The following is a 23,352-nucleotide window of genomic DNA, read 5'->3' on the forward strand; positions in this document are numbered from 1 at the left end:
CGGCGTTAAACTAGCGCTCTAGTTGGTGAATTTTCAGAGTGTGTACATCTAGCAGCCTGGTCACCTTATAATTTATTCGCAATTATATGGAACAACTTTGCAAGATAAAACAAATGACAGTCGTCGCAGGCCGACTCAGGCAAGAAGTAAAAAGCGTGTCGACGCAATTCTGAATGCAGCAAAATCCTTAATTTCTGAAAAGGGCAGCGCCCAACTTAAAATTCACGAAATTTCGGAGCGTGCTGGTGTTACCCCAGCTTCTATATATCAGTACTTTCCTAGTAAAAATGCGATTACCTTAGCGCTAGCTCAGGATACCTTTGATCAATCATTTAGCTCTTTGTCTGAAGCCTTGCCGGTGACGCGCTCAAAAGAAGAGGCATGCTTTGTGTTGCAAGAGGTTATTGAGAGCTACTATCAAGAATACCTTTCTGAGCCTGCCATGATGGATATCTGGGTAAGTGTTTCGGCAGACAAATCCTTACAGGATTTGGATATCGAAGATAGTCGCCGCGTAACGAAGCTAATTGTTGATTGTATTAAGCAATACTACGATGAACAGTATTGGGAAAAGTTACAACAGGTTGGTTTCCTACTTTCGCATATGGCAGGCTCTGCTGTTCGCATGGCTTTGTCGGTGCCTGCAAAAGAGGGGAGAGCGTTGATAGATTCCTTTAAGAGTCTGGTAAATCCAGCTTCTTTAGATAGTATGATATTTTTGGATATTGCCAGTGACTCAAAATAATATAGCGCTTAGTCGTGAAGAAAAACTGAGTGACCTGGTGACAGTTGTATTGGTTAGAACTAGTCATCCGGGAAATGTCGGTGCAGTTGCTCGTGCAATGAAAAATATGGGCTTAAGTCGCCTGGTCTTGGTCTCGCCATCAGAAGCCTATGAAAAAGATGAGCATGGTGAAATTGTTTATTTGTCTCCCTTAAATACTCACGATGCGATTAGGCGAGCTTCAGGGGCTGAAGATATTCTGGCAAAAGCAATGGTCTGCACTTCGCTTGATGAGGCTTTGGCTGGTAGTCAGATAGTGATTGGTGCTAGTGCCCGCAGTCGTAAAATGACTTGGCCGCTTATGAACCCTAGAGACTGTGCTTCCTTAGTGCTTGACAAGGTTTTAGCAGATGAAAACATCGACTCTAATGAGTGTGGCAGTTCGGTATCGCTTATATTCGGTAATGAGGCGAGTGGCTTGAGTAATGAGGAACTGCACCGCTGTCATTATCATGTAAATATTCCAGCAGTAGAGAGTTTTTCCTCACTAAATTTAGCCATGGCGGTTCAGTTACTTAGCTATGAGCTGCGAATGGCTTTGCTATATCGACCAGATTGTTTGACCGAAAGCGTTGATAAATCTGTAACTGCCCCCAAACACCATTCATTGGCCAGTGTTTCCTCTCAAGATGAATCTTGGGATGAGCCGCTAGCAACTGTGTCCGAAGTTGAAGGGTATTTTAGTCATCTAGAGGAAACGCTAATAGAAGTAGGCTTTCATGACCCGGATAATCCTCGTCAGTTGATGACAAGGTTGCGGCGCTTATATCAGCGAGTTCACCTAGATAAGATGGAAGTTAATATATTACGCGGCATATTGACGGCAACGCTCAAGTTTGGTCGAAAAAAATAGAAGCTCCATATTTTCGGGGCTAGATAGGAAATTTTATGTTTGAAGGCTTGAAAGACGATATTCAGAGTGTATTTGATCGTGATCCTGCAGCACGAAACACCTTTGAGGTGTTAACGAATTATCCTGGTTTACATGCCTTGCTGCTACATCGACTAGCCCATAAGCTCTGGCTCAGAAATTTTCGTTGGCTTGGGCGCTCCCTTTCAACTTTTAGTCGCTGGCTCACGGGAATAGAAATCCACCCGGGGGCACAAATAGGTAAGCGCTTTTTTATCGATCATGGCATGGGTGTAGTGATTGGCGAAACCGCAGTAATTGGAGATGATGTTACCCTTTACCAGGGGGTTACCTTGGGGGGCACAAGTTGGAACAAAGGTAAGCGTCACCCAACGCTTCAGGATGGTGTGGTGGTTGGCGCGGGTGCCAAGGTACTTGGGCCCTTTGATGTAGGGCAAAATGCTAAGATTGGTTCAAATGCAGTTGTTACTAAAGAAGTCCCGGCTGAAGCAACCGTAGTTGGAATCCCGGGACGAATTATTCTCAAATCAGTTCCTGAAACGGCTACCCCGGATGACAGTAAGCGTAAGAAAATGGAAGAGAACTTTGGCTTTGATGCTTATGGCTTAAGTGATGAGATGCCCGACCCGGTTGCGCGTTCGATTAGAAGTATGCTGGATCATATGCATATGGTTGATGAACGGATGAATGAAATGTGCAAATCCTTACGTAAGCTTGATGACGGTTATAACAAAGAGGCTGTACCTTCTATTGATGAAGATGACATGTGCTGTTTTAAAGATATTAAGTAATAGTTCGATTTGGTGAAGGGCTAATGTCTCAATTATTGGGGAGAGGCTTGAGAATACTTGATTAAATTACTCAGGTAATAGATAATTTTTCAGCAATGCATCGCTCCGATGCTGACTATAAACACTTCAAGAGACATGAATTAAGCAATGCGCCTAACCACAAAAGGTAGATATGCGGTCACTGCAATGCTTGATCTTGCGCTGCATGCTTGTCATAACCCGGTTGCCTTAGCAGATATCTCGCTTAGGCAGGGTATCTCTCTTTCTTATTTGGAACAGCTGTTTTCGAAACTTAGACAACGTAAGCTGGTTAGAAGTATACGTGGTCCGGGAGGCGGTTATCAGCTAAATGTTGAGGCTGCTGATATTTCAGTTGCCGCCGTTATTGATGCTGTTGATGAGTCAATTGATACAACTCGTTGCGGCGCCAAAAGCCGTGAGGGTGTGGAGGAAAAAGCTGAGAAAGGCGGTTGTCAGGACGGCGAGCAGTGCCTCACTCATCATTTATGGATGGATCTTAGCCAGCAAATACATAGTTTTCTAAATTCTATAAGTCTTCAAGACCTTATGAACAAACGAGAGGTTCAGGTTACTGCTATTCGTCAGAATGAAGCGGCAGAACTTATTAACTCAAGTTTATTAGATATATAGCATTCTGCGGGCTCTTTTCTATTGCAGTAGTTGTGCTTGTCGGTCAATTTACGTTCATGGTAATCAGAACTTCCTCTCTATATAATACGCGCAAAATTTAGTCTGTATTATTTTGTGAACCCTAATCTATGAATAAGCCTATTTACCTCGATTATGCGGCGACTACTCCTGTTGATTTGCGTGTAGCTGAAAAAATGTCCAAGTTTCTGACGATGGACGGTGTCTTTGCCAATCCAGCCTCCCGTTCTCATATATATGGTTGGCAAGCAGAAGCCGCTGTCGAGCATGGGCGAAAGCAAGTTGCCAGCTTATTATGCGCGGATACGCGAGAGATTGTCTGGACCTCTGGTGCGACAGAAGCGAATAACTTAGCAATTAAAGGCGCGGTGTTGGCGCGTAAGTCGCAGGGTAAGCATATTGTTACATCGATGACTGAGCACAAGGCAGTTATTGATAGCGTCAAGTTCTTAGAGTCGCAGGGTTATTCGGTGACTTGGTTGAAGCCTCGCGTCAGTGGGGGAATCTCTGTTGATGATGTAGCGCAGGCACTTCGCCCTGATACGGTTTTGGTCTCCTTGATGCATGTGAACAATGAAACTGGTGCGATTAATGATGTCTATGAAATCTCCAGACTTACGGAATCGAAGGGGATTCTTTTTCATATCGATGCTGCGCAGAGTGCAGGAAAACTAAAAGTAGACACGAACGAATTACGTGCCGATATGATTTCAATGTGTGCTCACAAAATCTATGGTCCGAAAGGTATTGGTGCCTTATATGTACGGCGCAAAGCTGATTTCACTCTTCCAGCGCAAATACATGGTGGTGGCCATGAGCGAGGAATGCGTTCTGGTACTTTACCTACGCACCAGATCGTTGCGATGGGAGAGGCCTTCGAGATTGCAGCGGCATCAATGACGGAAGAACAGGTCAGTATCTCTGATCTTAAATCCCTGTTTATGGAACGTATTTCGGGCTTGGGTTGTGTGCGTGTAAACGGTCAGTTCGAGCATTCGATTTCAGGTATTTTAAATCTGTCATTTGAGGGCTTGGATGGGCAGGTCTTGCTTTCTGCTCTGCCACAGTTAGCGATTTCGTCAGGCTCCGCGTGCACCTCGGCTAGCATGTCTCCATCGCATGTGTTGACAGCTATGGGCTTGTCTGACGAATTGGCATTGAGCGCCTTGCGTTTTTCCTTTGGTCGTTTCACAACTAAAGATGAAGTGCTGAAGGCCGCTGAGATGCTCTGCTCGGCAGTCACGCGAATGAAGGGCTAGAGTTCGCTAGTTTATTGGGCTAAAAGGCTGCTAGAGTTCTTTGTTTTAATATTTTTTAATGGCGTTATTGGTGAGTGTCTTTTTTCTGCTTTGCCCTGTATAATCCCGCCACAATTTTTTAACTTTTAAACTTACTTTGGAGATAAGCTCATGGCGGTAGAACGCACTCTTTCAATCATCAAACCTGATGCAGTAGCAAAAAATGTAATTGGTAAAATCTACAGCCGTTTTGAAAAAGCTGGACTAAAGATTGTTGCTTCAAAAATGATCCACATGGATGATGAAAAAGCTGGCGGTTTCTACGCTGAGCACAAAGAACGTCCTTTCTATGGTGACTTGGTTTCATTCATGACGTCTGGACCGGTTGTTGTTCAGGTTCTAGAAGGTGAAAACGCAGTTCTTGCTCACCGTGACCTAATGGGTGCAACAAACCCTAAAGAAGCAGCAGAAGGTACAATCCGTGCAGACTTCGCAGAGTCTATCGATGCGAACGCAGTACACGGTTCTGATTCAACTGAATCAGCAGCTCGTGAAGTATCTTACTTCTTCGCAGATGCAGAGATTTGCCCACGCGGCTAAGGCTACATTAGCCTAAAGCAAGCAGGATACCATTCCCTGTAGCGCCTCAAATAGACGCTCAGAGAAAGGATCCTGCTTTTTGTCGTTATTATAGCCGGATTAATAACGAGTAGACTTCGCTCAATAATTTGAATGATTGGGTGAATAAACATGCAGTTCGGCAGTATTTTTACGCGAGAGAATTTATGAGCGCAGATGTAACACCAGAAACTAAAAAAGTTAATTTGTTGGGTCTTCCACGGCAAAAAATGCTGGATTTCCTGGAGGGGATCGGTGAGAAACCGTTTCGTGCCAAACAAATCATGCAATGGATTCATCAATANGGTGTGCATAACTTCGACGAAATGACCAATATCAGCAAAGCGCTGCGTGAAAAACTTTCAAAGATCGCAACGATTGAAGGGCCAGATATTATCTATCAGGATATCTCGTCAGATGGAACTCGTAAGTGGGTGATGCAGATGCCTGGCGGTAGTAGTATCGAGACGGTGCTTATTCCTGAAGGTGACCGTGGAACCTTGTGTATTTCTTCTCAAATCGGTTGCGCTCTGGATTGTAGTTTTTGTTCTACTGGTAAGCAGGGTTTTAATCGTAACTTGTCTACAGAAGAGATTGTAGGTCAGATTTGGAATGCTATTGCCTCCTTTGAAGAACTCGACCGGGTAAAAGATCGTCCCGTAACAAATGTTGTGTTTATGGGTATGGGCGAGCCGCTGTTAAATTTTGACAATGTCATGGATGCTGTAGACATCATGATGGATGATTTCGCTTACAGCATTTCCAAGAAGCGTCTGACAATCAGTACTGCTGGTGTCGTGCCAGCAATGGATCGAATGGGCGAATTTACCGATGCCTCGATTGCAATATCCTTGCATGCACCAAACGATGAGCTTAGAAACGAACTGGTGCCGGTGAACAAGAAGTATCCGATTAAGATGCTGCTTTCATCGCTAAAAAGCTATCTGGATCAGCTTTCGGATAAACGAAAAGCGACCATCGAATATACCCTAATTGCAGGAGTGAATGATCGAAAGATTCATGCAGACCAATTGATTGAGATTTTGCGTGGAATTCCCTGTAAGATCAACCTTATACCTTTTAATCCTTTCCCAGGCTCAGGGTATAAAAAGCCCTCAAACAACGAGGTCCGATGTTTTCAGGATTGGTTGATTGCGGGTGGTTATATCACGACCGTTAGAACAACGCGTGGTGATGATATTGATGCGGCTTGTGGGCAGCTTGTCGGTCAGGTTGAAGATCGAACGAGACGCAGTGCGCGCTACGCGGATGCAGCAAATACAATTGCTGCAAAACAGCTATAAAATATATTGGTTTGGTTAATTTTTATAGAAAAAGAGACCGCAATGAAAGCGGCTCGTATAAAAAATAGAAAAAGGCAGATTAAATTCGCATGCTGTTTTTGAATAAACAATACAGATTCTTATTGAAGGGCTGGCTGATAGTCTTTTGCCTTCTCTTGCAAGCTTGTGTGACGACGACCAATAGTTCGCTAACTGATAAGGCCGATCCGGTTGTCGCGGTAGGGCGTTATGTGACGCTTGGTCTTGAGTACATTAAGCGGGATGACCTGCATCGAGCTCGAAAGCACTTGAACAGAGCGTTGGAGATATCACCACTGGATGCTCCAGCTAACGCAGCTATGGGCTTGGTTTACCACCAGGAAGGGGAGACAGTTGCTGCTGAGAGTTACTTTAAACAGAGTTTGGAAACCGACCCAAGCTATACGCGTGGAAGAAGTTATTACGGAGCGTTTTTGTATTCAGTTGACAGAATTGAGGCGGCGCTTGAACAGTTTAAACTAGCATCTGAAGATACGCGTTATGAAGGCCGTTCACAAATATTCTCTAATATCGCTTTATGCCAACTTAAACTAGGTAATAGTGCTGAAGCAATTGAAGCCTATACCAGTACTTTGCGCTTGGATCGTCGTAATGGTCGTGCGCTATCTGGTGTAACGGAGCTGCTGATCCAGTCCAACGATTTTGAAAGAGCTCAGCATTATTATAATCGCCTCGTACGGTTGATTCGTGAGCGCGGTATGCAACACTCGGCTCAGAGTTTATGGCTGGGAATCAGGATTGCCAATTATTATGACAGTTCTCAGCAAGTGATTACTTTGGCAGGCTTACTCGAGCAAATGTATCCCGATACTGAAGAAAACCAGCTTGCCAAGAGTTTACTTGGAAAAAAAATAACGCTAAATGGTGCTAGTCGATGAGTAAGGAAACAGCTGATATTTCGTCAAGCCCAGGCTTAATTCTCCGGACTGCACGAGAAGAGTTAAAATTTTCTATCGACCATGTTGCACATGATCTTCACCTAAGGGCAAGTGTTGTGCAGTCAATGGAGAATGAAGATTATGACGACTTCAGTAGCGATGTTTTCTTAAAAGGTTATTTTCGCTCTTATTGTCGTTTGGTTAACTTGCATGAAGAGCGAATGGTTGAGCTGCTTGAGGTTCAGTTACGTACTCGCAAGAATGAAATCGAGAATGTAGCCTTAAATGCGAAAAAAGCCGAGAAAGCGAAATTCCGTAAGAAATTGGTCAGTGTGCTGTTTGCATTGGCCTTAGTCGCTGGTTTGAGTGTCTATGTTTTAGGATATTTATTGGTAGAAGATAAGCCTCTACAAGAGGGAAGCCCCTTACCTGAAAGTACGACAAGCTCTCCAAGCAGCTTATCACCGAGTACTGAAACAGAAGGCCAAAAGATTATACTGGATGACCCAAAATCTGAGCTACCAGCTGCTAAAAATGCTGCACAGACTCTGGCAAACGAAAAGATAGTGATAAAGGCTGTGCCAGAAAAAACTGAGATAAACACTTCCACGGCTTTGCCCCAAGACGCGTCAAACATAGTGGAGCTGAGCCCTGAGGGCGGTAATTCTCCAGTTGTTGAGGAAAAACAGTTTTTTAATGCAAACTTTACTGCGGAGTTTAGTGGTGATTGCTGGTTCAAATTTACTAATGCAGAAGGTAAAACTGTATTTGCTTCTTTAAAACGTGCTGGCAATAAAGTTAATTATACAGGGCCAGCTCCTTTTACAATGGTGCTGGGCGATGCCAAACAGGTTCAGGTTGAGTTTGAAGGGAAGACGGTTGATTTGAAACCTCACACTGCCAAGAATGGCAGAGCTCAATTGACCTTAAGTCCATAATGCTAATGAATTGTTATGAGTGGCCTTCAACGGTCAAAGGATTAAATGAATGAAGTTTGAATCGCCTATAAAACGCAGAAAATCCAAGAAGATATGGGTTGGGGATGTAGCTGTCGGTGGCGATGCACCTGTTGCTGTGCAGAGTATGACCAATACTGAAACCTGTGATGTTGAAGCGACGGTAGCGCAAATAAAGGCATTGCAGGACGCAGGTGCTGATATCGTGCGTGTTTCAGTTCCTAGTATGGAAGCGGCAGAAGCATTCAAAGAAATAAAGAAGAAGACCTCTATTCCACTTGTTGCTGACATTCACTTTGACTACAAGATAGCCCTAAAAGTAGCCGAATACGGCGTGGATTGTCTGCGTATTAACCCTGGTAATATAGGTAAAGAGGACCGTATTAAAGCAGTAATTGACTGTGCTAAAGAGAAAAATATCCCGATTCGTATCGGAGTTAATGCGGGCTCATTAGAAAAAGATTTGCAAAAGAAGTATGGCGAGCCAACCCCTGAAGCCTTGGTGGAGTCGGCAATGCGTCATGTTAATATCCTGCGGGCTCATGATTTCGATAACTTTAAGGTCAGCCTTAAAGCTTCAGATGTTTTTATGACAGTTGCTGCGTATCGAATGATTGCTGATCAAATTGAACAGCCTTTGCATTTGGGTATTACCGAAGCCGGGGGTTTTCGATCAGGTGCGGTTAAGTCTGCCGTGGGTTTGGGGATGTTATTAATGGATGGCATTGGCGATACGATTCGAGTGTCGCTTGCTGCCGACCCTATTGAAGAAATCAAAGTTGGTTTTGATATTCTTAAAAGTTTAAAGATTCGCTCAAAGGGTATTAATTTTATTGCCTGCCCAAGCTGCTCTCGACAAAACTTTGATGTTGTTCAGACAATGAATGAATTGGAAGAGCGCTTAGAAGACGTCACGACGCCATTGGATGTTGCGATAATTGGCTGTGTTGTAAATGGTCCGGGTGAAGCTAAAGAAGTAGACGTTGGTCTGACCGGTGGATCGCCGAATAATTTACTTTACCTTGATGGAAAGCCGGACCATAAATTAGCTAACACAACACTTGTTGATGATTTAGAGCGAAACATCAGGTCCAAGATCGCAGCCAAAGAGGCCCAGGAGTCTCAGGTGATTGCAAAAGCATAGAATTTAACACTGTAATTTTTCCTCTTGCTTGCTAAGTGAGCTCGAGAGAAGTTCTAGATAATAAGGATTAAACCTTGGCAAAAATACAAGCTATCCGTGGAATGAATGATTTGTTACCCGGGCAATCTGCAGTTTGGCAGTACTTGGAAGGGCATATAAAAGGTGTGCTCCAAAGTTATGGCTATCAAGAAATTCGCATGCCTATTGTCGAGCAGACAGAACTATTTAAACGCTCTATCGGAGAAGTTACCGATATCGTTGAAAAAGAAATGTATACCTTTGAAGATAGAAACGGTGACAGTTTAACCCTGCGCCCTGAAGGAACTGCATGCTGCGTTCGAGCAGCCGAGCAGCATGGTCTATTGTTCAACCAGACTCAGCGCTTGTGGTATACAGGGCCGATGTTCAGACATGAGCGTCCACAAAAAGGAAGATATCGCCAATTCCATCAGGTCGGTGTTGAGTGTTTTGGTTTTAAAGGGCCTGATATTGATGCTGAGTTGATCATGATGACTGCTCGCTTGTGGAAGCAGCTTGGTTTATCTGAACATGTGGTGTTAGAGATAAACTCTTTAGGCTTGCCTGAAGAGCGCAAGTCCTTTAAAGATGCATTAGTTGCTTATCTTGAAGGTTATGCTGATCAGCTTGACGAAGATAGTCTGCGTAGGATGAAAACAAACCCTCTAAGAATCCTGGATAGCAAAAATACTAAGACCCAAGAGATTCTCGCGAATGCGCCAAGTCTGTTCGATTTCTATGGAGACGAGTCTAAGAATGACTTTAACGAGCTATTGTCGCTGCTGGATCATGCAGATATCAAGTATCGTGTTAATCATGGCTTAGTACGAGGTTTGGATTATTATTCGAAAATGGTCTTTGAGTGGGTGACAGATGCCTTAGGTGCTCAAGGCACGGTATGTGCTGGTGGGCGCTACGATGGTCTGGTTGCTCAGCTTGGCGGAAGGCCAACTCCGGGAGTTGGTTTTGCAATGGGGGTAGAGCGTTTAGTGCTACTGCTTGAAGAGCTGAAGCTTGTCCCTGAGTCGGTAAGCGAGCATGTCGATATTTTTATTGTGGCGGCAGGAGAAGGTACTTTACATAAAGCCTTTGAAGTTGCTGAGTTGCTTAGAAGTGAAACTTCCTTGAGAGTACTGCAGAATGCAGGCGGTGGTAGTTTCAAGAGTCAGATGAAAAAAGCTGATAAGTCTGGCGCACCTCTTGGTATCATTATTGGCGAACAGGAGCTGGAAAATGATACGTTGGTAGTCAAACGACTAAAAGGTGAGGGTGGGCAAAAGCTGGTTAGTTTTGCAGAGCTCTTAACAGAAGTGAATTCTGCATTTAGTTAAAGCTTGGGAGTTGCCGGGAATTTGGCTGTATTGCCAAAAAGTAAGCAACACTAGCTGTTTTTAATGCTGCGAACTCGACCGAGTCGGTTATAATGCAGCGCAATACAATGATAACGAAGGTGCCCAGTAAGGGTGCCAAGACAAAAACAAGGTAGACAGGAGCAAGACGTGGACAACCTTTCAACAGAAGATGAACAACTGGCGGCATTGAAAAAGTGGTGGAGCGATAACGGTAATTCACTATTGATGGGTATTGGTGCAGCGCTGGTTATTGTGTTTGGCTGGAAGGCTTACCAGAACAATGTGATTCAGGAAAAAACAGCAGCGTCTTTGCAGTATCAACAATTGGTAACAGTCGCTACGCAAAACGATTTTGATAGTGAAGACGAAGCGGAAACAGTCAGCTACTTGGCAGAGCAACTGAAAGATGAGTTTGAGGGCACTGAATACGCTTTGTATGCTGCGATGTTTATGGCAAAAGACCTGGTAGAAGACAAAAACTACGAAGGTGCAGCAGAGCAGCTAAATTGGGTTTTATCAAAAACAGAAGATGTTCGTCTTCAACATATTGTCACCGCTCGTTTAGCTCGTATTTTATCCGCGCAAGAAAAGCATGACGATGCTTTGGCCTTGCTTAAGCCAAGTGAAGAGGTGTTTAAAGCGAGCTACCTTGAAATAGAGGGTGACATTAAAAAGCGACAAGGTGATATCCCTGGCGCTATCGAGGCATACAAGAATGCTTTCGAACTTATTAAAGAAGAGCCTCAGGCGCAACCTTTGTTGGCGGTTAAGCTGTCAGACTTAGGTATCGATCCTAAGACCCTATAATCAATTTTGCCCCTTTTTGTCAGCCAGCATTGCCTAGGCTGAAAACTACAAAGGGGCGAGAATTTATCTTTCAAAGGCAGCTAAGCTCTGCCTTTTTTGTTTTTATATAGTGTTTGAAGTAATCATACAGAACGCTAAGTTGCATTAGGGATTTCATAGCATGGCGCTAGAGAAAATACATCGGTGGTGTAAAAAGGTCGCCTTTCTTGGCCTTTTGTCTTGTTTGCTAGCTGCTTGTAGTAGTTCGCCAGTAAATCAGCCTGCAGAGCTTGATATCGACTTCAAAGACCAAATTAACTTTAAACGTATATGGAAGAAGTCGGTAGGAGAAGGTGATCAAGAACTAAAGCTTCAGCTTTCACCTATCCTTAGAGATGATAAGATTTACTCAGTCGATACTGAAGGCTTTCTTAGTGCTATTGATCGTTTATCCGGTAAGACTGTCTGGAGTCATGAGCTGGATGAGACTATTAGCAGCGGCTTAGCAGTTGACCGAGATAGCCTCTATGTTGTGACGTTTTCTGGTTATTTAGTGTCACTACAACTTGAAAATGGCCAAGAGAATTGGCGCTCTCCGCTAAGCAGTGAAGCAACGGCTCCGCCAGCAGTAAACGGAGAACTGGTGATCGTTCAAACTATTGATGGCAAAGTTGCTGCTTTCGGGGCACAAGATGGCAAGCAACGCTGGCGTCATGATAGTGTTGTGCCGATACTTTCCTTACGAGGTACTGCCAAACCTTTAGTATCGAGGAAATATACGGTGACTAGCTTCGCCAATGGTGAGTTGCTCACATTGAGGAACGACATTGGTTTGCCTCTCTGGAAAGCAACACTTGCTCTACCAAAAGGGCGCACAGAACTAGAGCGTTTGGTCGACTCGGATGGTCAGCCTTTGCTTGATGGTGATACCCTTTATGCAGCCGCTTACCAAGGTAAAATATTTGCTTTAAGTGCGCTCGATGGGCAGGAAATTTGGTCTAAAGAAATTTCATCTTTTAACAAGCTCGCGTTAGGCTTTGGCAAGCTCTTTGTTACCACGGATAAAGGTGAGATTATTGCGCTTGATAAGCAAAGTGGAAAGGAGTTGTGGCGAAATGAAGAGTTCTTATATCGTCGTTTAGGCTCACCAGTGGTCTTTGACCAGTTTGTGATGGCCGCTGATTTCGAGGGCTATATCCATGTGCTATCAGTGCTGGATGGAAAAGTACTTGCACGGAAATACCCTGACAGTGATGGTGTCATGGGTGAGATGATTGTAAAGGGCGACCGGCTATATGTTTATGCACGTTCTGGTGACATAGTATCGTATCAGTTGAATCCGAAGGTAAAGGACCTTAGACCCTTGGGTTCGAGGTTTAGAAATAGAAGACTTTTCGAAGAGTCGTCTAACGAATATAGAGATTAAAGGTAGATAGATGGTTCCTGTAATAGCGCTAGTAGGTCGTCCTAATGTAGGTAAATCTACCTTATTCAATCGTTTGACCAAAACAAAAGATGCAATTGTCGCAGACTACGCAGGCTTAACTCGGGATCGTAAGTACGGCTCTGGAGTGGCGTTGGATAAGAAGTTCATTACTATCGATACCGGTGGTATAAGTGGTGATGAAGTCGGGATCGATGCTGTCATGGCTGAGCAGTCCTTGTTGGCAATAGAAGAGGCTGATCTAATCTTCTTTGTTGTGGATGGCCGGGATGGATTGACCCCTATTGATGAAGAGATAGCTCGTCATATCCGACAAACGGGAAAACCTTATACCCTGGTTGTTAATAAAATTGATGGCCTTAATGCTGATACTGTTGCCAATGATTTCTACTCGCTGGGTATGGAGAAGCTGCGCTTAACCGCAGCCTCTCATAACCGCGGTGTTAAATCGCTGATCGAAGATGCAATGGAGGACTTCCCGGAACAAATCGAGGAAGATGATGAAGCAAATGGTTGTAAAATTGGTATTATCGGACGACCAAATGTTGGTAAGTCTACCTTGGTTAATCGACTGCTTGGTGAAGACCGTGTTGTTGTTTATGATCAACCTGGTACCACGAGAGATAGCGTCTATATTCCTTACGAACGCCGAGAAAAGCCCTATACCTTGATCGATACGGCAGGTGTGCGCCGTAGGAAAAATGTTAAAGAGGCGGTAGAGAAATTCTCCATCATCAAGACCTTGCAAGCGATACAAGATGCCAACGTTGTTGTTGTCGTTATCGATGCCAGAGAAGGTGTCGTTGAGCAGGATCTTCACCTGATTGGCTTTGCTATGGATGCCGGGCGAGCGCTGGTATTGGCGGTCAATAAGTGGGATGGAATGACCCAAGATGACAAAAAATCAGTAAAGAGAGAGTTGGATAGACGTTTAGTTTTCCTTGACTATGCTCCAATTCATTTCATCTCAGCCAAACATGGAACCGGGGTGGGGGATTTATATAAGTCTATCGACCAGGGTTATAAATCTGCTTTCGATAAGTGGCCGACCAAACGTTTGACAGAGTTGCTTTCAGATTTAGTATCTGATCACCAACCACCAATTGTTCGTGGCCGACGGGTCAAGCTTCGTCATGCTCACCAGGGGGGATCAAATCCGCCTATCATCGTAGTGCATGGATCTAAGACTGATGACCTGCCAGATAGCTACAAACGTTATCTAGAGAAGAGCTTCAGGAAAGTACTTAAGATTAAAGGTACACCAATTCGTTTTGAATTTAAGTCGAGTGATAACCCTTTCGCTAGTCCGACTAACAAAATGAATGAGAAGCAGAGAGCTAAAAAAGCCCGTATTACCAAATCCAGAGAATTTGGTAACCGCCGTGGTAAAAACTCAACACGTAAGAGTAAAGGAAAGGGCAGTACTTCTCGTTAATTGATTTTAACGAGGGCTTGCCTAGGTGTTTAGCTTTCTATGACTGAACTGCATCCCCCTAAAGAAGATATTTGCCCCAGATGTGGCAAAGCAAACCTATGCTTGAATGTCATTAAAAAAGACCTTTCAACGGGGGCTATGATACCACCTAATACTGTTAGTATTCGGGAAGAGCCTTGTTGGTGCGCCTCCGTTAACTTGAACTCTAATCAACGTGCTGAAGCATCAAAATTTGGTAATGGTTTATGTTGTTTGTGCGCAAGCTGCATTGCTGAAATTCAAGCGATATAGCTGCCCTATTACCACTTTAAAAAAAGAAAAAGCCTATTTCCCCCTGTATGTGATCTCGTAAATATTTGTTACTTTCCCTTCACAGAGCCTTTTAAGTCGCTTTATACTCGAACTGTAGTGTGCAAAAAATAAACAGTTTTTGCATCACACCAAAATTTATATTTGCGCGTTCCCTCTATCGACGCGAGGTTACCACCTCTTACGACTTGTTTGAGTAGTCGTGGTCATAAGCCAGTATATATTCAAACAATCGTAAGTTATTCTGAGAGGATAGCATCATGTTTGAATTACTGGATCAACACCAGGTCAATGAGCTGCACGTTAGGTACGATGTTAGTAGCGGTCTCAGGGCATTCATTGCCATCCACAATACTGCACTGGGTCCTGCACTGGGCGGCTGCCGTTTTATTAAATACCCAAGTGAATCACACGCCCTTCAAGATGCGCTGAACTTAGCTAAAGGCATGAGCTACAAAGCTGCCTTGGCAGAGCTTCCTCAAGGCGGTGGCAAGTCGGTCATCATGGTTCCTGATCGTCACTTTGATCGAAGGTCATTATTTAGTGAGTTCGGGCGCTTTGTTGAATCCTTAAACGGTCGGTATATTACTGCGATTGACTCCGGCACCAGTGCGAGAGAAATGGATATTATTCAGACTGTGACATCGCATGTTACCAGTACGAGTGATGCTGGTAACCCGTCAAGTTATACCGCTGCTGGTGTATTTGAAGGAATAAAGGCAAGCGTCAATTTCAAGTTAGGAACAGAAAGCTTAAAAGGTCTACGTATTGCTATTCAGGGAATTGGCAATGTTGGTTACGAACTTGGTTTGCTGCTCGCAGAATCTGGTGCAGAGATTGTTGTGGCTGATATTAATAGAGAAAGGGTTGAGTCCGCCTTAAGAGAGTTTGCAAGTCACGCAGTCAGTCCTGAGCAGATTGTTCAGGAGCCATGCGTTGTCTTTGCCCCCTGCGGTTTAAGTAATGTCATCAATGAGTCTTCCCTTGAACGTTTGAGCTGCCGAATAATTGCCGGGTCAGCAAACGTTCAATTAGCGAAACCTGAGCTTGGGCAGCGCCTGCATGAAAAGGGAATATTGTACGCTCCCGATTACGTGATTAACTCTGGAGGTTTGATTTATGCCTCGCTAACCCACAGTGAGTCTTTGCGTTCGGACTTTGAGCTGGTTTCAAGAAATGAAGTTTTACAGGCCAGAATACATGAAAAAATATTGCAGATAGGTCGAACCTTAGAAGAGGTTTATCAAGGCTCAAGCTCAAAAGGCAGGGCAACAAGTGTTGTTGCCGACCAGCTAGCCGAAGAAAAATTGACTCGTCTTCAAGACTTTGCAGCATAGAGGAGGCGGTATGAAATCTTATACTTTTGAAGAAAACCTTAGGTTTGATGTAAGTTTTTCGAAATTTCTTGGCGATGACGGGCAGCTTAAGCAGTCTTTACCGGATTCTCTACTGCTCAAAGAAGAAATGCTAAAAGCTTATGAAACGATGGTTTTGATCAGAGCTTTTGACCATAAGGCTATCGCTTTACAACGAACTGGCAAGCTTGGAACTTACCCTTCAGTTCTAGGCCAGGAAGCAATTGGTACGGCCATTGGTATGGCGCTCAGCCCAGATGATATTTTTGCGCCTTATTACCGCGACTTCGCTACCCAATATTTGCGAGGGGTGTCTTTAAAAGAGATGTTGATGTATTGGGGAGGCTTGGAACGTGGTAGTGATTATAAATCATGCCCAAATGATTTCCCTGTTTGTGTGCCAATAGCGACACAATATGGCCACGCTGCCGGTGCAGCTGTTGCTCTGAAAACCAAAGGCATACATCAAGCATCTCTTGTTACGTGTGGTGAGGGCGCGACCTCGAAAGGCGACTTTCTCGAAACACTAAATCTGGCAGGGGCGTGGCAACTACCCTTGGTAATGGTTGTAAATAACAATCAATGGGCTATTTCGACCCCCCGCGATATTCAGTGCGGCGCGCAAACGATTGCCCAAAAAGCGATTGGCGCCGGGATTGAGGGACTGGTTGTTGATGGTAACGACTATTTTGCCGTGCGTCATGCAGTCAATATAGCACTGGAGAAAGCCTACGCAGGTAAAGGTGCAACGCTTATTGAAGCGGTGAGTTATCGCTTAGGGGATCATACTACCGCCGATGATGCTTCACGTTATCGCAGTGATTCTGAGCTGAAGTCAGCCTGGGACAAGGAGCCTATTTCAAGACTAAAAACTTTTTTACTGTCTAAAGGATACTGGTCGGAATCCAAGGAGAAAGAACTTCTCATACGAATTAAGAAGAAAATTAGTGAGGCTGTTGAAGCCTATCTTATAGAGGAGGATGACGTACCTGAGGCGATGTTTGATTATCTCTTCGAAACACTACCTGAGCCACTGCTTGACCAATACGCGCAGGTCAAATTGCTTGGTATGAAAAACACTAAAAAAATAAGCCCGCAATGTGAAGGGACAAGGTTTGAAAATACCGACGCTCAGGATAAGTTGAAGCCAGTTGATATGGAGGGGCATAGCCATGAATGATATGAATCTTACTAAAGCAATAGATGACTGTGCTCCTGAAAGTGTTGGCGCATCGAAGGTTTGTATTATTGAGGCCGTTAATATGGCATTGCATCGCGCAATGGCAGAAAGTGAAGAAGTGGTTGTGCTTGGCGAAGATGTTGCCGTTAATGGCGGTGTTTTTCGCGCAACGGAGGGCTTACGAGAAGCATTTGGTGTGCGTCGGGTTATGGATACACCACTAGCTGAAACGATGATTGCAGGCATGACTATAGGAATGGCAGCTCAAGGCCTGCGTCCGGTTGCAGAAATACAGTTTATGGGCTTCATTTATGCTGCAATGGAGCACTTGGTTAGCCATGCTTCACGTATGCGTAATCGCACACGTGGGCGCCTTTCTTGCCCAATGGTTATTCGCGCCCCCTATGGCGGGGGAATTCATGCACCCGAACATCATAGTGAAAGTACCGAGGCAATGTTTGCACATATTCCGGGTATTCGGGTTATACAGCCTAGCTCTCCAAAAAGGGCTTATGGACTGCTTTTGTCAGCGATTCGTTCCAATGACCCTGTTATATTTTTGGAGCCAAAACGCATTTATCGTTTATTTCATAGTGAGGTAAAGGATGATGGTGAAGGCTTGCCATTGGATAAGTCCTTTCTATTGCGTCAAGGAAGGGATATGACTTTAGTCTCATGGGGGGCGAGCATAAATGAAACTATGCAAGCGGCAAGTTTATTGGCTAGGGATGGGATTGAGTGTGAGGTGATAGACGTTGCCAGTATTTCTCCTATAGACCACGATACTATTATCCAGTCGGTTCAAAAAACTGGTCGCTGCATAGTTATTCATGAGGCGCCAAGAAGCTGTGGGCTGGGTGCGGAGATTGCAGCAACGCTTTCTGAAAGAGCCTTCCCTTACTTAAGGGAACCCGTGGCGAGAATCACTGGTTATGACACGGTAATGCCATATTTTCGTAACGAATCAAACTACCTGCCCGGCGTAGAGCAAATAACCGAATTGGCAGCGGTGATGTGCAGGGCCGCAACACCGGTTGACGCAGACGGAAACAAGGAGGCTTAGCTATGAGCAAATTTTATCTACCTGATCTCGGTGAAGGCCTCCAGGGTGCAGAAATTATTGAGTGGAAGATTAAGCCTGGCGATATGGTCTTGGTTGATCAGTTGATTTTAGTTGTCGAAACGGCAAAAGCTATTGTGGAAATTCCATCTCCTGTGGAAGCTAGAATCGGGAAAATTCACTGTAAAGCGGGCGACATGGTTGATGTGGGTTCAGTGTTATTAGAATACACTGAGAAGGAAAATGCTGAGTCCCCGATAGGTAAAGATACTTCGATATCGGAGTATCTAGGCGTCTCTCAAAATGTGCAAAAGAGCGTATCGGTCGTTGGAAGTTTGCAAACTGCAGAAGGTGAAAAGGATGTCGATCAATATGAGGATATGATTGTTGATCATGCCAGCCCGCCTGACAGTGCGCTTTTAAAGCAGAAACAGACTTTAAATGCGCCGCCTTCTGTCAGGGTCTTTGCAGAAAAAATAGGCCTGACAGAACAGCTCAGTGAAAAGTCTTATGGGATGCTTACAGAGAAAGGAATTCTGGAAGCTCATTACAAGAAGAATGAGCTGAAAGGAAGTTCTCCTGGGAGATGTGGTGATTCAATCACTAAATTAACAGGTGCCAGGAAAGTCATGGCGCAAACGATGAGTAAATCTCATGAACACATTCCAGCCGTAACGCTGTTCGATGATGCCAATATTTGTACTTGGAAGAAAAGTGAGGACATCACGCTCCGATGTATTAAGGCACTTGTCTTTGCGTGTATGAAGGAGCCAATACTCAATGCCTGGTTTGATGAGGAAGCTTTAGGTATTCAGTTATTCGAAGATATTCATTTAGGTGTGGCGGTTAATTCCGCGCAGGGTTTATACGTTCCGGTGATTCGAAAGGTGCAAACTCTAGACGATGCTAGAATCAGAGAAATCATGAAGAAACAGATTCAATCAGTTCATGACCGTACGATTAAGCCTCAAAAGCTACTTGGTGCAACGATTAGTCTAAGCAACTTTGGCTCGTTAAGCGGGCGTTACGCTACACCTATAATTGTTCCGCCACAGGTTTCGATCATGGGTGTGGGGAAAATTCATGATGAGCCTGTCGTTGAAAACGGACAGATAAAGGTTGGTCGAGTTATGCCTATATCGCTGAGCTTTGATCATCGCGCAGCCAGCGGTGCAGAGGCGGCCAGGTTTATGCAGGCTTTTATCGAGTCGTTAGAGTCTTAAGGGCTCTCTGGTGCTTTGTTTCTCTGAGTGATCTACAGAGTTTCAAGTCTATACAAGTGATTGACCAAGGTCTCGCTTTATGTGAATGTGGTCTCGCGTTTGTGCAGTAGTCAATACCGCACAATAGATAGGTACTCCACAACAATAGACGAGACTTTTATGGATACAGTTAGAATTATCTATCCCGCTATCGCGATGTTTTTATTAACCTCTTTTTTAGTTTTTAAACTAGGGTTAACACGCTTTGCGGCAATTAAACGCGGTGAAGTTAGTATGAAGTACTATCGTTCATACAATGAAGGGCAGGAGCCGCAAAGGCTCCATATTCTCACTCGCCATATTCATAACCACTTTGAGGTACCACCCTTATTTTATGTTGGGGTTATACTCACTTATATCACGGATAGCGTTGGTCTTGTGTCAGTTGTCGCTGCTTGGTTGTATGTGGCTTTGCGGCTAGTACATTCTTTTGTCCACTTGGGTAACAACAATGTCAGCCTAAGGTTTGCGAGCTTTGCTGCGAGTATGATGGCTTTAGCAGTGTTGTGGCTCGCCATGTTGTTTGCGTTGGTATAGTACTCGTAAGCACTTGTTTATCTGTCACATCGCAGTAACTTGAAGCGTTGTTTTCCCTCAAGAATCTCTGACTCTGGCCAGATCGCATTTGCCTTTTGCTCAAATGCTGCGTTCTGTGCCAGAATTTGAAGTTCTTCACTTATGGCTTTATCACTTCGTGTAATAAAAGCGTTTTCTGTCGGTACACTCGCTTCAAATGTATTGATCAATTCGCAGTTCTCGTCATTGGCAAAGATGATGTGCTTGGCTCCAGGGTTTAGTTCAATAAATGAGCAGCCAGAGAGCGCTGTACCGAGTATGAGTGCAGTAAACTTTGAAGACCGTTTGACTGAGGGGTAGCTATATTTAAGCAGCATCGTTATCGTCCTTTATTGTGACTAACGCATAGCTGACTGAAGGCATTTCCTTGCATCCATTTATACGTTTTTGGTTGAGTTTCATTCTTCTTCAGGGATAATGCATGTCAGAAAATTGCTGTGCAGTTCGGACGATTAGTTTAATCCCTTGTCACAAACTATATAGCAGCGATATAAGCTTGTTTTCTATCGGTAATTTTTTCATGAGTTTACAGTATAAGATAGTGCCGGTAACGGCTTTTGAGCAGAACTGCTCAATTTTGTGGTGCGATCAGAGTAAAAAAGCGGCAGTTGTCGACCCTGGTGGTGATTTACCCAAAATTTTGGCTGAGCTTGAATCTTTAGGCCTTCAGCTTGATAAGGTAATTTTGACACATGCGCATATTGATCATGCCGGTGCAACGGCGGATTTAGCTGAGCAGAGTGGGGTGCCTGTCGTTGGCCCTCATAAAGAAGATAAGTTTTGGATTGATATGCTGCCTCAGCAGAGCCAGATGTTTGGTTTTCCTGCTGCCAAGATCTTTACGCCTGACCAGTGGCTGGAACAGGGCGATACGGTTGAAGTGGGGAGCGAGATTCTCGAAGTGCTACATTGTCCTGGTCATACGCCAGGCCATGTCGTTTTTTACCATCGAGGTAGTGATTTATTGGTCGTTGGTGACGTTCTTTTTCAAGGCTCAATCGGGCGTACGGATTTCCCTAAGGGCGACTTCGACACGCTTGCGAAGTCGATTCGATCTAAGCTTTGGGCATTGGCGGATGAAACGAAATTCATTCCGGGTCATGGCCCGATGTCGACCATAGGGCATGAAAAAGCCAACAACCCCTTTGTTGGTGGTTACGGCTAGTAAGGTATACAGATAATATTTAAGCGCTCGATACCAGCGTTGACACAGCAAAAAATCAGATAGGCATAACGTTAATGACACAAATGGTAAGAACACGAATCGCACCATCCCCAACGGGTGACCCTCATGTTGGTACAGCATATATTGCATTGTTTAATATGTGTTTCGCCAAGCAACACGGAGGTAAGTTTATCCTTCGAATTGAAGATACTGACCAAGCGAGAAGCACGCCAGAATCGGAACGTGATATTTTATCTTCAATGAAGTGGTTAGGGCTTGATTGGGACGAAGGTCCAGATGTAGGTGGTGATTATGGGCCTTATCGCCAGAGTGAGCGAAAAGACGACTATCGTGCCTATGCCGAGCAGTTGGTCGAACAGGGTAATGCCTTTTATTGTTTTCGTACACCAGAAGAGCTTGATGCGATTCGTGAAGAGCGAAAAGCGGCGGGTTTAAACCCTGGGATTAAAGGTGACCTTGAGTTATCTAGTGACGAAGTCAAAGAACGTTTAGCTCGTGGCGATGCGCATGTTATTCGTATGAAAGTTCCGGACGAAGGTGTTTGCGAAATTGACGATATGTTACGTGGCAAGATAGAGATTGACTGGTCTCAGGTCGATTCTCAAATTCTGCTTAAGTCAGACGGTATGCCTACTTATCACCTGGCGAATGTAGTTGATGACCATTTGATGGCGATCACGCATGTTATCCGTGGTGAAGAGTGGATTAACTCGGCACCTAAGCACCAGTTGTTGTATAAGTATTTTGGCTGGGATATGCCTGTGCTATGTCACATGCCATTATTACGAAACCCGGATAAGAGCAAGCTAAGCAAGCGTAAGAACCCAACCAGTATTAATTATTATGAGCGTGCTGGTTTTTTACCCGAGTCAGTCATTAACTATTTGGGGCGAATGGGTTGGTCTATGCCTGATGAGCGTGAGAAATTTACACTACAGGAAATGATTGAGAACTTCGATATTAAACGTGTTTCGCTTGGTGGACCGATTTTCGACGTCGAAAAGCTAAGCTGGTTGAATGGCGTGTGGATTCGTGAAAATCTAAGTGCTGACGAATTTATGGCGCGCGCTCAAGCTTGGGCATTCAACGAGGCAAACCTTAAACCTTTGGTTGAGCATGTACAGGGGCGTGTATCGACCTTTGCTGACATCGCACCATTAAGCACCTTTATGTTTTCAGGTATGCTGGAATTACAGGCTGCAGATTTTGCGCATAAAAAACTAGAAGAAGGGCAAGTTAAACGCGTGTTGCAGTTTGCTTTGTGGCAATTGGAATCATTACGTGATTGGAACAAAGATAATATCTTTGCCGAGATTAAGGCTTTGTCCAAGGTGATGGAGTTTAAGATAGGTGATTGCATGCAGCCAATCTTTATCGCTATTGCTGGTACACCAAACTCTTGGTCAGTAGTCGATTCTATGGCGCTTTTAGGGCCAGATATGAGTCGTGCCAGGCTGCGTCATGCTGTTAGCATATTGGGTGGCTTTTCCAAGAAAGAAACCAAGCGAGTAGAGAAGGAATATCAATCGCTTAGCGCAGAAATCAAAAAGTTAAAAGAAGTGTAAAAATAGTCTTGACTCGGGGGGGAGACTTCAATAATATACGCCCCCGTTGAATGATGCACAGCACACCAGTGCGGGGCCATAGCTCAGCTGGGAGAGCGCGACGCTGGCAGCGTTGAGGTCTGCGGTTCGATCCCGCATGGCTCCACCAAATCATTCAGGACAGTTTACTGTCCCCTTCGTCTAGAGGCCTAGGACACCGCCCTTTCACGGCGGTAACAGGGGTTCGACTCCCCTAGGGGACGCCATATAAAAAACCTCGATATCAATTTGATATCGAGGTTTTTTTTCGCCTGTAGAAAGTTGAGTATAGCCATTGTTACTTTCTCTCAGTCTTTTTCGGGCTATTTACTTGTCTACTGTAGTTGTTCTATGTGTTTTTCTCTGCCGATACTCAGTTAAATTTGTTTTTTAGAGGCTCATAAAGGAGGGGGATTAGCAGATCAAATCTGCCTGATGGATTTTTGACGTTTACTGGGTGTTAGTAGGTATTATGTTTGACGAAATCCGTACTCGAGACTTTTAAGTGAAATAT

23 protein-coding genes and 2 tRNA genes are annotated in these 23,352 nt (G+C 44.4%); 24 read left to right on the forward strand and 1 reads right to left on the reverse strand.

What is annotated here, in order from left to right; translation table 11 throughout:
* The first annotated feature begins 97 nt into the window (after nt 1-97).
* The 20 genes from A3766_RS05395 (at nt 98) to A3766_RS05490 (ending at nt 20,030) form a co-directional block, all read left to right on the forward strand.
* Entirely contained in the window at nt 98-745 is a 648-nt protein-coding gene (locus A3766_RS05395) for a TetR/AcrR family transcriptional regulator (protein ID WP_068510621.1), read from the forward strand.
* Nucleotides 732-1,637 carry an RNA methyltransferase gene (locus A3766_RS05400; RefSeq protein ID WP_231882840.1) on the forward strand — a complete coding sequence of 302 codons (906 nt, stop codon included), beginning with the start codon at nt 732-734 and terminating at the stop codon, nt 1,635-1,637. Before A3766_RS05395 ends, A3766_RS05400 begins: the two co-directional genes overlap by 14 nt.
* 35 nt (nt 1,638-1,672) lie before the next feature.
* A complete protein-coding gene (cysE, locus tag A3766_RS05405) occupies nt 1,673-2,446 on the forward strand; it encodes a serine O-acetyltransferase (RefSeq protein ID WP_068510617.1) in 774 nt (257 codons plus the stop codon).
* A gap of 147 nt (nt 2,447-2,593) precedes the next feature.
* Nucleotides 2,594-3,097 (forward strand): Fe-S cluster assembly transcription factor, encoded by a 504-nt coding sequence (locus A3766_RS05410; protein WP_068510615.1) that lies wholly within the window; start codon nt 2,594-2,596, stop codon nt 3,095-3,097.
* 128 nt (nt 3,098-3,225) lie between these two features.
* Nucleotides 3,226-4,374 (forward strand): aminotransferase class V-fold PLP-dependent enzyme, encoded by a 1,149-nt coding sequence (locus tag A3766_RS05415; RefSeq protein ID WP_068510613.1) that lies wholly within the window; start codon nt 3,226-3,228, stop codon nt 4,372-4,374.
* Nucleotides 4,375-4,524: 150 nt separating this feature from the next.
* Complete coding sequence (gene ndk, locus A3766_RS05420; RefSeq protein WP_068510611.1) at nt 4,525-4,953, forward strand: nucleoside-diphosphate kinase; 429 nt, start codon at nt 4,525-4,527, stop codon at nt 4,951-4,953.
* 185 nt (nt 4,954-5,138) lie between these two features.
* Entirely contained in the window at nt 5,139-6,275 is a 1,137-nt protein-coding gene (rlmN, locus tag A3766_RS05425) for a 23S rRNA (adenine(2503)-C(2))-methyltransferase RlmN (protein WP_068641867.1), read from the forward strand.
* 89 nt (nt 6,276-6,364) lie between these two features.
* Entirely contained in the window at nt 6,365-7,192 is an 828-nt protein-coding gene (gene pilW / locus A3766_RS05430; protein WP_068510606.1) for a type IV pilus biogenesis/stability protein PilW, read from the forward strand.
* The gene (locus A3766_RS05435; protein ID WP_068510604.1) at nt 7,189-8,130 is read left to right on the forward strand and encodes a RodZ domain-containing protein; all 942 of its coding nucleotides are present in this window, start codon (nt 7,189-7,191) and stop codon (nt 8,128-8,130) included. Before pilW ends, A3766_RS05435 begins: the two co-directional genes overlap by 4 nt.
* A 49-nt stretch (nt 8,131-8,179) precedes the next feature.
* Nucleotides 8,180-9,292, forward strand: a complete 1,113-nt coding sequence (ispG, locus tag A3766_RS05440) for a flavodoxin-dependent (E)-4-hydroxy-3-methylbut-2-enyl-diphosphate synthase (protein WP_068510602.1) — start codon at nt 8,180-8,182, stop codon at nt 9,290-9,292.
* A gap of 74 nt (nt 9,293-9,366) precedes the next feature.
* Nucleotides 9,367-10,641, forward strand: coding sequence for a histidine--tRNA ligase (gene hisS, locus A3766_RS05445; RefSeq protein WP_082865422.1), 1,275 nt, complete (start codon nt 9,367-9,369; stop codon nt 10,639-10,641).
* A gap of 168 nt (nt 10,642-10,809) precedes the next feature.
* A complete protein-coding gene (locus tag A3766_RS05450) occupies nt 10,810-11,469 on the forward strand; it encodes a tetratricopeptide repeat protein (protein ID WP_068510597.1) in 660 nt (219 codons plus the stop codon).
* Nucleotides 11,470-11,629: 160 nt separating this feature from the next.
* Nucleotides 11,630-12,874, forward strand: a complete 1,245-nt coding sequence (bamB, locus tag A3766_RS05455) for an outer membrane protein assembly factor BamB (RefSeq protein WP_068510595.1) — start codon at nt 11,630-11,632, stop codon at nt 12,872-12,874.
* Nucleotides 12,875-12,884: 10 nt separating this feature from the next.
* Nucleotides 12,885-14,327, forward strand: coding sequence for a ribosome biogenesis GTPase Der (gene der / locus A3766_RS05460; protein ID WP_068510592.1), 1,443 nt, complete (start codon nt 12,885-12,887; stop codon nt 14,325-14,327).
* Between the two features lie 39 nt (nt 14,328-14,366).
* Nucleotides 14,367-14,618 (forward strand): cysteine-rich CWC family protein, encoded by a 252-nt coding sequence (locus tag A3766_RS32595; protein WP_068510590.1) that lies wholly within the window; start codon nt 14,367-14,369, stop codon nt 14,616-14,618.
* A gap of 278 nt (nt 14,619-14,896) precedes the next feature.
* Nucleotides 14,897-15,973 (forward strand): Glu/Leu/Phe/Val dehydrogenase dimerization domain-containing protein, encoded by a 1,077-nt coding sequence (locus A3766_RS05470; RefSeq protein ID WP_068510587.1) that lies wholly within the window; start codon nt 14,897-14,899, stop codon nt 15,971-15,973.
* Nucleotides 15,974-15,983: 10 nt separating this feature from the next.
* Complete coding sequence (pdhA, locus tag A3766_RS05475) at nt 15,984-17,171, forward strand: pyruvate dehydrogenase (acetyl-transferring) E1 component subunit alpha (protein WP_068510584.1); 1,188 nt, start codon at nt 15,984-15,986, stop codon at nt 17,169-17,171.
* Between the two features lies 1 nt (nt 17,172).
* On the forward strand, nt 17,173-18,234 hold the full coding sequence (locus A3766_RS05480; protein WP_068510657.1) for an alpha-ketoacid dehydrogenase subunit beta: 1,062 nt from the start codon (nt 17,173-17,175) through the stop codon (nt 18,232-18,234).
* 2 nt (nt 18,235-18,236) lie between these two features.
* Nucleotides 18,237-19,454 (forward strand): dihydrolipoamide acetyltransferase family protein, encoded by a 1,218-nt coding sequence (locus A3766_RS05485; protein WP_068510582.1) that lies wholly within the window; start codon nt 18,237-18,239, stop codon nt 19,452-19,454.
* A gap of 159 nt (nt 19,455-19,613) precedes the next feature.
* Complete coding sequence (locus A3766_RS05490) at nt 19,614-20,030, forward strand: MAPEG family protein (protein ID WP_068510580.1); 417 nt, start codon at nt 19,614-19,616, stop codon at nt 20,028-20,030.
* Between the two features lie 17 nt (nt 20,031-20,047).
* Here A3766_RS05490 and A3766_RS05495 read toward each other — a convergent pair whose 3' ends face one another.
* Nucleotides 20,048-20,386 (reverse strand): hypothetical protein, encoded by a 339-nt coding sequence (locus A3766_RS05495; protein WP_068507198.1) that lies wholly within the window; start codon nt 20,384-20,386, stop codon nt 20,048-20,050.
* A 203-nt stretch (nt 20,387-20,589) separates the two neighbouring features.
* On the opposite strand from A3766_RS05495, the gene A3766_RS05500 reads away from it, so the two are divergent.
* From A3766_RS05500 to A3766_RS05515, 4 genes are all read left to right on the forward strand, one after another.
* The gene (locus A3766_RS05500) at nt 20,590-21,234 is read left to right on the forward strand and encodes an MBL fold metallo-hydrolase (RefSeq protein ID WP_068510655.1); all 645 of its coding nucleotides are present in this window, start codon (nt 20,590-20,592) and stop codon (nt 21,232-21,234) included.
* 74 nt (nt 21,235-21,308) lie between these two features.
* Complete coding sequence (gltX, locus tag A3766_RS05505) at nt 21,309-22,820, forward strand: glutamate--tRNA ligase (protein ID WP_068510577.1); 1,512 nt, start codon at nt 21,309-21,311, stop codon at nt 22,818-22,820.
* 72 nt (nt 22,821-22,892) lie between these two features.
* Nucleotides 22,893-22,968: transfer RNA gene (locus tag A3766_RS05510), tRNA-Ala, on the forward strand.
* A gap of 21 nt (nt 22,969-22,989) precedes the next feature.
* Nucleotides 22,990-23,065: transfer RNA gene (locus A3766_RS05515), tRNA-Glu, on the forward strand.
* The last annotated feature ends 287 nt before the right edge of the window (nt 23,066-23,352 follow it).

This window comes from Oleiphilus sp. HI0132 (assembly GCF_001635845.1).

Bases quoted from the DNA above. Each gene is read 5' to 3' on its own strand.
- A3766_RS05435 (WP_068510604.1), top strand. From the start codon at position 7,189: ATGAGTAAGGAAACAGCTGATATTTCGTCAAGCCCAGGCTTAATTCTC.
- ndk (WP_068510611.1), top strand. From the start codon at position 4,525: ATGGCGGTAGAACGCACTCTTTCAATCATCAAACCTGATGCAGTAGCA.
- A3766_RS05470 (WP_068510587.1), top strand. From the start codon at position 14,897: ATGTTTGAATTACTGGATCAACACCAGGTCAATGAGCTGCACGTTAGG.
- cysE (WP_068510617.1), top strand. From the start codon at position 1,673: ATGTTTGAAGGCTTGAAAGACGATATTCAGAGTGTATTTGATCGTGAT.
- ispG (WP_068510602.1), top strand. From the start codon at position 8,180: ATGAAGTTTGAATCGCCTATAAAACGCAGAAAATCCAAGAAGATATGG.
- bamB (WP_068510595.1), top strand. From the start codon at position 11,630: ATGGCGCTAGAGAAAATACATCGGTGGTGTAAAAAGGTCGCCTTTCTT.
- pilW (WP_068510606.1), top strand. From the start codon at position 6,365: ATGCTGTTTTTGAATAAACAATACAGATTCTTATTGAAGGGCTGGCTG.
- A3766_RS05410 (WP_068510615.1), top strand. From the start codon at position 2,594: ATGCGCCTAACCACAAAAGGTAGATATGCGGTCACTGCAATGCTTGAT.
- A3766_RS05480 (WP_068510657.1), top strand. From the start codon at position 17,173: ATGAATCTTACTAAAGCAATAGATGACTGTGCTCCTGAAAGTGTTGGC.
- der (WP_068510592.1), top strand. From the start codon at position 12,885: ATGGTTCCTGTAATAGCGCTAGTAGGTCGTCCTAATGTAGGTAAATCT.
- pdhA (WP_068510584.1), top strand. From the start codon at position 15,984: ATGAAATCTTATACTTTTGAAGAAAACCTTAGGTTTGATGTAAGTTTT.
- A3766_RS05415 (WP_068510613.1), top strand. From the start codon at position 3,226: ATGAATAAGCCTATTTACCTCGATTATGCGGCGACTACTCCTGTTGAT.
- A3766_RS05500 (WP_068510655.1), top strand. From the start codon at position 20,590: ATGAGTTTACAGTATAAGATAGTGCCGGTAACGGCTTTTGAGCAGAAC.
- A3766_RS32595 (WP_068510590.1), top strand. From the start codon at position 14,367: ATGACTGAACTGCATCCCCCTAAAGAAGATATTTGCCCCAGATGTGGC.
- A3766_RS05490 (WP_068510580.1), top strand. From the start codon at position 19,614: ATGGATACAGTTAGAATTATCTATCCCGCTATCGCGATGTTTTTATTA.
- gltX (WP_068510577.1), top strand. From the start codon at position 21,309: ATGACACAAATGGTAAGAACACGAATCGCACCATCCCCAACGGGTGAC.
- A3766_RS05495 (WP_068507198.1), bottom strand. From the start codon at position 20,386: ATGCTGCTTAAATATAGCTACCCCTCAGTCAAACGGTCTTCAAAGTTT.
- A3766_RS05485 (WP_068510582.1), top strand. From the start codon at position 18,237: ATGAGCAAATTTTATCTACCTGATCTCGGTGAAGGCCTCCAGGGTGCA.